Origin of the sequence: Peptostreptococcus sp. MV1 (assembly GCF_000758885.1) — a bacterium.
Lineage (GTDB): Bacteria > Bacillota > Clostridia > Peptostreptococcales > Peptostreptococcaceae > Peptostreptococcus.
Genome location: NZ_JRNB01000074.1, coordinates 1 through 7841, shown reverse-complemented (window position 1 = coordinate 7841; position 7841 = coordinate 1). Strand labels below are relative to the sequence as shown.

The 7841-nt window shown below is 34.5% G+C and carries 6 protein-coding genes and 1 pseudogene; 6 read left to right on the top strand and 1 reads right to left on the bottom strand.

From position 1 onward, the window contains the following. The first annotated feature begins 74 nt into the window (after positions 1-74). The 6 genes and pseudogenes from HMPREF1639_RS05840 to HMPREF1639_RS05820 all read left to right on the top strand — a co-directional run bounded on the left by HMPREF1639_RS05840 (position 75) and on the right by HMPREF1639_RS05820 (position 6493). Positions 75-236 (top strand): hypothetical protein, encoded by a 162-nt coding sequence (locus HMPREF1639_RS05840; RefSeq protein ID WP_019213949.1) that lies wholly within the window; start codon positions 75-77, stop codon positions 234-236. A 78-nt stretch (positions 237-314) separates the two neighbouring features. Beyond that, positions 315-1934, top strand: a complete 1620-nt coding sequence (locus tag HMPREF1639_RS05835; protein WP_052045436.1) for a recombinase family protein — start codon at positions 315-317, stop codon at positions 1932-1934. Between the two features lie 494 nt (positions 1935-2428). Further along, positions 2429-2566, top strand: coding sequence for a hypothetical protein (locus HMPREF1639_RS09370; RefSeq protein ID WP_002841132.1), 138 nt, complete (start codon positions 2429-2431; stop codon positions 2564-2566). 69 nt (positions 2567-2635) lie between these two features. After that, complete coding sequence (gene ltrA, locus HMPREF1639_RS05830) at positions 2636-4306, top strand: group II intron reverse transcriptase/maturase (protein WP_036764362.1); 1671 nt, start codon at positions 2636-2638, stop codon at positions 4304-4306. Between the two features lie 88 nt (positions 4307-4394). Beyond that, positions 4395-5789, top strand: a pseudogene (locus tag HMPREF1639_RS05825) (helicase-related protein); the annotation flags it as partial. Positions 5790-5833: 44 nt separating this feature from the next. Further along, the gene (locus HMPREF1639_RS05820) at positions 5834-6493 is read left to right on the top strand and encodes a hypothetical protein (protein WP_036764358.1); all 660 of its coding nucleotides are present in this window, start codon (positions 5834-5836) and stop codon (positions 6491-6493) included. 92 nt (positions 6494-6585) lie between these two features. On the opposite strand, the gene HMPREF1639_RS05815 is transcribed toward HMPREF1639_RS05820, so the two are convergent. Further along, positions 6586-7841: relaxase/mobilization nuclease domain-containing protein (locus HMPREF1639_RS05815; protein WP_036764356.1), on the bottom strand; the 1256-nt coding region annotated here is incomplete at its 5' end.

Sequence of the window (7841 nt, the reverse complement as noted above, 5' to 3'; positions counted from 1 at the left end):
GAACGGCACGCTCCGTGGTGTGAGAGGGAGGAGAAAGTCCTCCCTACTCGATTGCAACAAAAGGGAGAAATTATATGGAATTAAAAAAGAAAAAACGAAGTGGAAAAATCAACTATGAAATAAAGCGAGTATATGTAGGCAAAAAGCCGATTGAAGAAGTATTTGAAGATATTATCGAGCATGTAGTCGAAAGAAACTTAGAAAAAGATAGAGAAAATAAACAAACGCAAGCGTAAGTATTGATTGACTAAACGGGAGTATTTTAGTATAATTAAATTATTGAGATAGTCCTGTTTAGGGAAAGGAGATTGAAATTGAGCAGGACTAAAAAATATGTAGCAGGACTTTATTGTAGACTATCAAAAGACGATGGAAACTCAGTTGAGAGTATGAGTATATGGTCACAAAAAGTAATGTTAAAACAATATGCAGAAAGTAACAGTATCGCCATTTATGATTATTATGTAGATGATGGTTATTCGGGGACAAACTTTGAAAGACCATCATTTAAGAAGATGATTACTGATATTGAAAATGGAAAAATAAATTGTGTTATAACAAAAGACTTATCAAGGTTAGGAAGAAACTATCTTCAAAGTGGAGCATATATCGAAATGTACTTTCCACAAAAGAATATAAGATATATTGCAATAACTGATGGTATAGACACATTAAATAGCAATCAAAATGATATTATGCCATTTAAAAACATTCTCAATGAAATGTACGCAAAGGATACTTCCAAAAAAGTTAAAAGTGCAATTCAAAGCAGAATGAGAGAGGGAACATATATAGGCTCTAAAGCTCCATTTGGTTATCTAAAAGACCCTAATAATAAACGCAGATTAATCATAGATGAGAAAACTAAACCTATTATAGAACTCATTTATAAATTGTGTTTAGAGGGTAAGGGTACTCAACTTATTAGCCAGGAGTTGATGAAGAGAAAAATTCCAAGACCAAGTGCTTTTGTTGAAAATGCTGAAAAGCTTTATGGACTAACAGAAGAAAATAAATACCAATGGTCACATAGAATGGTGTTAAATGTTTTACGAGATCCAGTTTATTGTGGAAATATGGCAAGAAATAAAAGACCTACCTTATCATTTAAGAACTCAAAAAGAATGTATATTCCTAAAAGTGACTATATTTATGCTAAAGATACCCACGAGGGAATAGTTAGTGAGGAAATATGGAAACAAGTTCAAACAATGATTGATAAGAGGAAGTGTAACAATAAAAAGGGACTCTATTATGACAACATTTTTCAAGGACTTGTAAGATGTCCTAAATGTGGTTATGCATTGACACCAAAAACTGATTATAGGCTTAAAAAGAAAGAACTCATAGACTTTGTTCACTTTTCTTGCTCCACATATAAAAAATATGGAGTAAATGCTTGTTCATCACATAGAATTGAAGCTAGGGATCTATATAATATTGTTCTTGAAGATATACAATATCATGGAAATATGGCACTATCTGCTAAAGAAGACTTTGTCGAAAAGATAATAGAAAAGATTGAAGTAGAAAAAATTGACGAGGGAAAAGAACTATCTAACAAGCTGGAGCTTAAAAAGAACCAATTAGCAGAATTAGACAGAAGCTATGAACAGTTATATGAAGATAGGTTAGAGGGAAATATAACTGAGAGAAACTTCAATCTAATGAATGTGAGTATATCTAAAAAACAAGACAAGTTAATCGATGAAATCAAGGTCTTAGAGGGCGATATAGAAGTATCTTTTGAAACTGAAGATAACTACAAGAAATTCATGGATAATATTAGCAAGTACGCTAAGATAAAATCGCTAAACCGATATATTCTAAATCAAATCATAGATAAAATATATGTCTATGACAAGGAAGAAATAGACGGTCAAATAAGCCAAAAAGTTGAAATTCACTACAAGTTTATAGGTAAATTAAATTGACCACTTCGGACTACTCACCAGACTTGGAACAAAGAGCAGGGAGAATTGTAAGACAAGGAAACGAAAATGAGAAAGTAAATATCTATCGTTATGTTACAGAGAATACCTTTGATGCGTACCTTTGGGTGCGACATGAAGTCGCTTAATTTAACTGTTTGGCATAATGACCAAACCAACTATTCCGTTAGTTGAGCCAAGTATCGACTGCACTTAAGTGTGGTAAGCCGATATTAAAGTAGCCCTACTTGAGGTAAAACCGTGAGGAAATACCGAAACTGCCAGCAACAAAGTGGTTAGGGAGCGAGGCTTGATAATATGGCTAACATATGTGAACTACTGATAAATGTCGTTAAGGCGAACAGGCTAAAGTTGCTGATAAGCCTGAACCAAAATGGTGTGTAGTCGGATAATCCTTTCCACAGTGGGATTACACGGACAAAAAGACTACCGGCAGAGAGGTAGAGCCTAAGTTATCAATGTTAATTAAGTGAAACATGGTAAGCCTGTACTATTGCCAAAAGGCAAGGCAAATCGTAAGAAATGCTGATAATGGTGCAGGTAAAGGAGAATGGAAAAAGCGAATGCCATCTTGTAATGAGATGGATAGGGGTTCAAAATTTGCCCTAACTTGAAAGAGTGCAGACTTCCATTTGGTTTTTAATCACAAGAGAACTTGTAGAATTTTTGAAAGGAGAAAGCAAATGAACAGTAAAATGTGTGCTACTACTAACAGAGCTAAAAACTGGGAAAGTATAGACTTTTCTCTAGCAGAAAGCTATGTTAAAAAACTACAAATGCGTATTGTGAAAGCGTGGAAAATGAGTAAATATGGAAAGGTAAAATCTTTACAGCATTTACTCACAACTTCATTTTATGCAAAAGCCTTGGCTATTAAGAGGGTAACTGAAAACCAAGGCAAGAAAACAAGTGGTGTAGATGGCGAATTATGGCTAACACCACAGGCAAAGTATAAGGCGATAGAAAAGTTAAATTTAAGAGGATATAAACCTAAACCTCTTAAAAGAGTGTATATACCAAAGAAAAATGGTAAGAAAAGACCCCTCAGCATTCCCACAATGACAGATAGGGCAATGCAAACACTATATAAATTTGCACTTGAACCCATAGCAGAAACTACTGCTGACCCTAATTCTTATGGATTTAGGGCAAAAAGATGTACACAAGACGCTATCGAGCAGTGCTTTACATCACTTAATAAAAAGAAATCTGCAAAATGGGTACTTGAGGGAGATATAAAAGGTTGTTTTGATAATATAAGTCATGAATGGATATTAAATAATATCCCAATGAACAAGAAATTATTAAAACTCTGGCTTGAGTGTGGATATATAGAAAAACAAAAACTATTTCCAATAGAAACAGGAAGTCCACAAGGCTCGCCAATATCACCTATTATTTCCAATATGGTATTAGATGGTTTAGAAAAAGCAATCAAAGAGAAATACCATAGAAGAACAGTAAATAAGAAAACATATTTCCCAAAGGTTAACTTTGTTAGATATGCAGATGATTTCATCGTTACAGGGGAAAGTGCAGAATTGCTTGAAAATGGTGTAAAGCCAATCATTGTAAAATTTCTAGCTGAAAGAGGTTTAGAATTATCAGAGGAAAAGACACTTATAACACACATAAATGACGGTTTTGATTTTCTTGGAGTTAATATTAGGATGTATAAAGATAAGTTGCTTACAAAACCATCTGATAATAACTTCAAGGCTATTGTCGATAAAATCAGACGAATCATAAAAGATAATCCGTCAATGAAACAAGAAATTTTGATCAGAAAATTAAATCCAATCATTATAGGTTGGGTAAACTATCAGAAATATAATGTTTCATCAAAAGCGTTTGAAAAACTTGATTATGAAATATATAAATGCCTGTGGGACTGGTGTGTTCGTAGACATCCTAAGAAAGGTAGAAAATGGATAGCTAAAAAGTATTTCCATACGATTGGAAATAGAACTTGGACTTTCAGTGTATCAACTGGAGACAGAATGGAGAATGGCGAGAAATACTATCTTCGTCTTAAATATGCTACAGACACTGATATTAAAAGATTTACCAAGATACAAGCTGAAGCAAATCCATTTGATGAAAATTGGCAAATATACTTTGAAGAAAGAGAAGAGTTAAAAATACGAAACGAACTTAAAGGACGTACAGTTATAAATAGACTGTATAAAACGCAAAATGGAATATGCCCTGTTTGTGGAGAGAAAATAACTATTGATACAGACTTTAGAGTACATCAAACAATTCAAAATAACATTACCCTTAAAACTTTAGTACACCCTTGGTGTCATAGAAAATTGCATATAAATGATGAAGAAAACACGCTGGCTCTTTAGTTAGGGCTTATAAAAACTTGAGCCGTGTGAGGGGAAACTCTCATGCACGGTTCTTAGAGGGGAAAGGGATAGTAATATCCCCGACCTACTCGACCAGACGATAGAGAATAAGCAGAAATTTATTTCTCAGATTATGACTTCAAAGACTCCTGTTCGTGTGGCGGAAGATGTGGACGAAAGCTCCCTTAACTATGCAGAGATTAAAGCCCTTGCCACTGGCGATCCTAAGATTAAAGAAAAGATGGATTTGGACAACGAGGTTACAAAACTTAAAATGCTTGAAGCAAACTATAAGTCCAACCGTTACAGATTAGAGGATAAGGTTGCGAAAAACTACCCGGAAGAAATTGCAAGAACGGAAAAACTAATTGAAGCTGTCAAAAAAGATATATCTAATGTAGAGCCTAAAGCAGAAGGAGAGGAAAAGTTTACTTCCATTACCATTGCAGGAGAAAAAATTACCGATAAGAAATTAGCCGGAGAAAGACTTCTTGAAGCTATTTCAAAGGTTAAAATCAATGAAAGCAAGGTTATAGGAAAGTATAGGAATATGGATTTAGAGGTAAGCTATAACTTCTTTACCAATGAACATAACTTTAGCCTAAATGGTGCTGCAAAGCATTCAGGAGAGCTTGGAACAAGTGCGGACGGTAACATTACAAGACTTGATAACGCTCTTGAGAAAATGCCTGAAAAATTAAACAGGCTTGAAGAAAAACTCATCAGCACAAAAGAACAACTGGCAAATGCCAAAGAGGAATTAAAAAAGCCTTTTGAAAAAGCTGATGAGCTGAAAACTAAGGTATTAAGACTTGCAGAATTGAATAAGCTACTCGATATGGGAGAAGTGGAAGAAAAGAGAAATGATAATCCGCTTATAGAAGATGTAAAAAGGGCAATCATTGATTTCTGTAACAGGGAATATGAAGAAAATCATAGCTATGATGAATTTAATACCCTGTATCCTGACTTAAAGCATATCGGTATCGCCTATACCAATACACCGGATGAAAGACATGGTATTCAGTATGAGCTTGATTTAGAGGAAAAAACATGGACACAGTACATTGATGATACGCCTATCAAAACAGAGAGCTTTGATTATGAAAACAAGGGAGAGAATGAAGCTCTAAGGAATATGAAAAATGAAATAGAAATGTCCTCTTTTAACGATTTAGTTTATGTTGATTCCGAAGATTTAAGAGCAGCAACAGGACTTGATATTGATGATGAGGGTAACTTCTATGATCCGCTCTCTAAAGACCTTGATAATGATGGTATTCCTGATAGATATGACAATGACTTTAAGGACAGTGATTATTTTGAGTCAACCTATGATGTGGAGGACAATCTTCATAGTAAAGAAGAAACCACACAAAAATCAGAGGATAAGCCATCTATTTTAGGGCAGATAAGAGCCTATCAAAATGAAAGTAAAACAGAAGAAAAGCAAAAAACAAAAGAACAGGAAATTTTAAGATAAGGGAGCGAACAGCTCCCTTTTACCATGAAAGGAGATATAAAAACATGGATTACAAAACAATGAGAAATCAGATTGAAGATATGGTAAGTGATAACCACAAGGACTTTGTAAAGGCGATTATAAGCGTAGAAAAAGGTATCAATGATGAAAGTGCTTTGGATAAGCTCTATGACGCTTATATGGACAATGACACCGTTAATTTGCTGCACGAGGAATTTGACTATATGATTGAGGATTTAAGGGAACAGGGGCAGATAAAAGACTTACCTTATGTTCAGGAAGAAAAGGATAATCTTATCAATATTGTTGGCAATATTGTAGGGGAAGTCGATTTAGTTGAAAGGGAAAATAAGAACGGAGAATCCTTTAAGGTAGCGAATTTCTCCGTAGTATCCAAAGATGATGAAGGTAACAAGGTATATCATAATTGCTCAGCTTATGGAGAAAAGAGTGATATTCCAAAGGACTTTAAACAGGGAGATTTTGTTAAGCTCTTTGGACAAATCAGAACATCCATTGATGATAACGGTAAGGAGCATAGCAACGTAAGAATACTTTCTTCAAAGCTACTAAAGGCAAAGGAACAGATGAAAGGACAAGAAGAAAAGAAAGAATCTGTACTTGGAGCTATTAAGAAATATCAGGCTGAAGATAAGGAAAAGCCAAAAGAAAATAAAGCAGCAAGCAAAGAAGCTGAGAGATAAATTTACGGTCGGTGTGGTCTTAGGACTGCACCGACTATTTTTTTATTGGTCTTGAATTGCCAAATCAAGGTAGAAAAAGAGGAGAGAAAAAATTATCTCTCCATCTCCTTGCCCATGTAAATTCCATAGTTCTTTCGTATTTGATAAAGCTCGTCCATAGTAGATTTTGAGGAAGAATACTCTTTCATGAGGATATTCTTTTTTTCTTGCAATTTATCAAGTTTATCTAAAATATTCTTTGAATTTGGAAGTTTAGAATAGGAGCTTTTCAGCTTGGAAAGAGCAGTTTCATAGAGCGTGATTTGCGATTTGTATTCTTCAAAAAATGCCTTGTCCGATGGATTTGATTTATATTCTTTGTAATAAGCTCGATACCTTTTAACAGTATGAACTTGTTCCATCGTATCAGAAAGCTCGTGCATTTCCTTATCAATTTCTTTGATTTTATCTTGTAAGTTCTGTCTTTCTTCAGCACTTTTCCTAATGTATTCATCAAGCTGCTTAACGGAATTAATGCCATGTTCCCTGATGAAAACAACTGACTCAGCCATTGTATTTAAGTTATGCTTTGTTGCCCAATATTCATAGCCTTTGCTCTCTTTCACTTTGGTATTGGTATTCATATTGATGACATTTCCGATTCGTTCTTTGACAGGAGGGGCTTTAATAGATTGATTTTCTGTAATACGCTCTCTTAATCTTTCTTCGGTATAATCTTCTCCAATCGTCTTAGCTCTTGTAAATCTCTGCTTATCTTTTGGCTTAAAGGCTATATGTTTTCCATGCTTTATTTCATAACCAAGTTTCTCCATTTTCTTTAGAAATTCTTCCCAATCCTTAGACTGTTTTATCAGACGATCAATGTCAAATTGAAGCCTGCTTTTCCAAGAAGTACCTTTCTTAAATTGCTCATTTTCATACCATGACTTTCCATTTATTTTGTACTTTCTCTTATAACTCTCGTAGAACTCATCAATCACAGATAGGTTGTTTTCTTTGCATAGCTTATCGCTTTGATACCTGATTTGGTGGTAGCTTTTCTTGTTAGATTGATAGCACTTGCCAGTAACCATATTCACATTATTAAATATGACGTGATTATGAATATGCCCCTTATCTATGTGGGTAGATAAGACAAATTCGTACTCATCCTTTAATATCTTTTTACATAGTTCAAGACCAATTTGATGTGCAATTTCAGGACTTGTTTCTCCGGGTAAAAAGGATTGGATAAGGTGTCTTGCAAGGACAGTTCCGTTTGTGCCGACATCATTTCGTGTTCTTAAAAATTGAGTATGAGCAGTTTCCTGATGACATTTATGAGTGCTTACTAAGATTTGCTCATCTG

Excerpts from the sequence above, each read along its gene's own strand:
- HMPREF1639_RS05820 (WP_036764358.1), top strand. The coding sequence starts at position 5,834 with ATGGATTACAAAACAATGAGAAATCAGATTGAAGATATGGTAAGTGAT.
- HMPREF1639_RS09370 (WP_002841132.1), top strand. The coding sequence starts at position 2,429 with ATGGTAAGCCTGTACTATTGCCAAAAGGCAAGGCAAATCGTAAGAAAT.
- HMPREF1639_RS05840 (WP_019213949.1), top strand. The coding sequence starts at position 75 with ATGGAATTAAAAAAGAAAAAACGAAGTGGAAAAATCAACTATGAAATA.
- ltrA (WP_036764362.1), top strand. The coding sequence starts at position 2,636 with ATGAACAGTAAAATGTGTGCTACTACTAACAGAGCTAAAAACTGGGAA.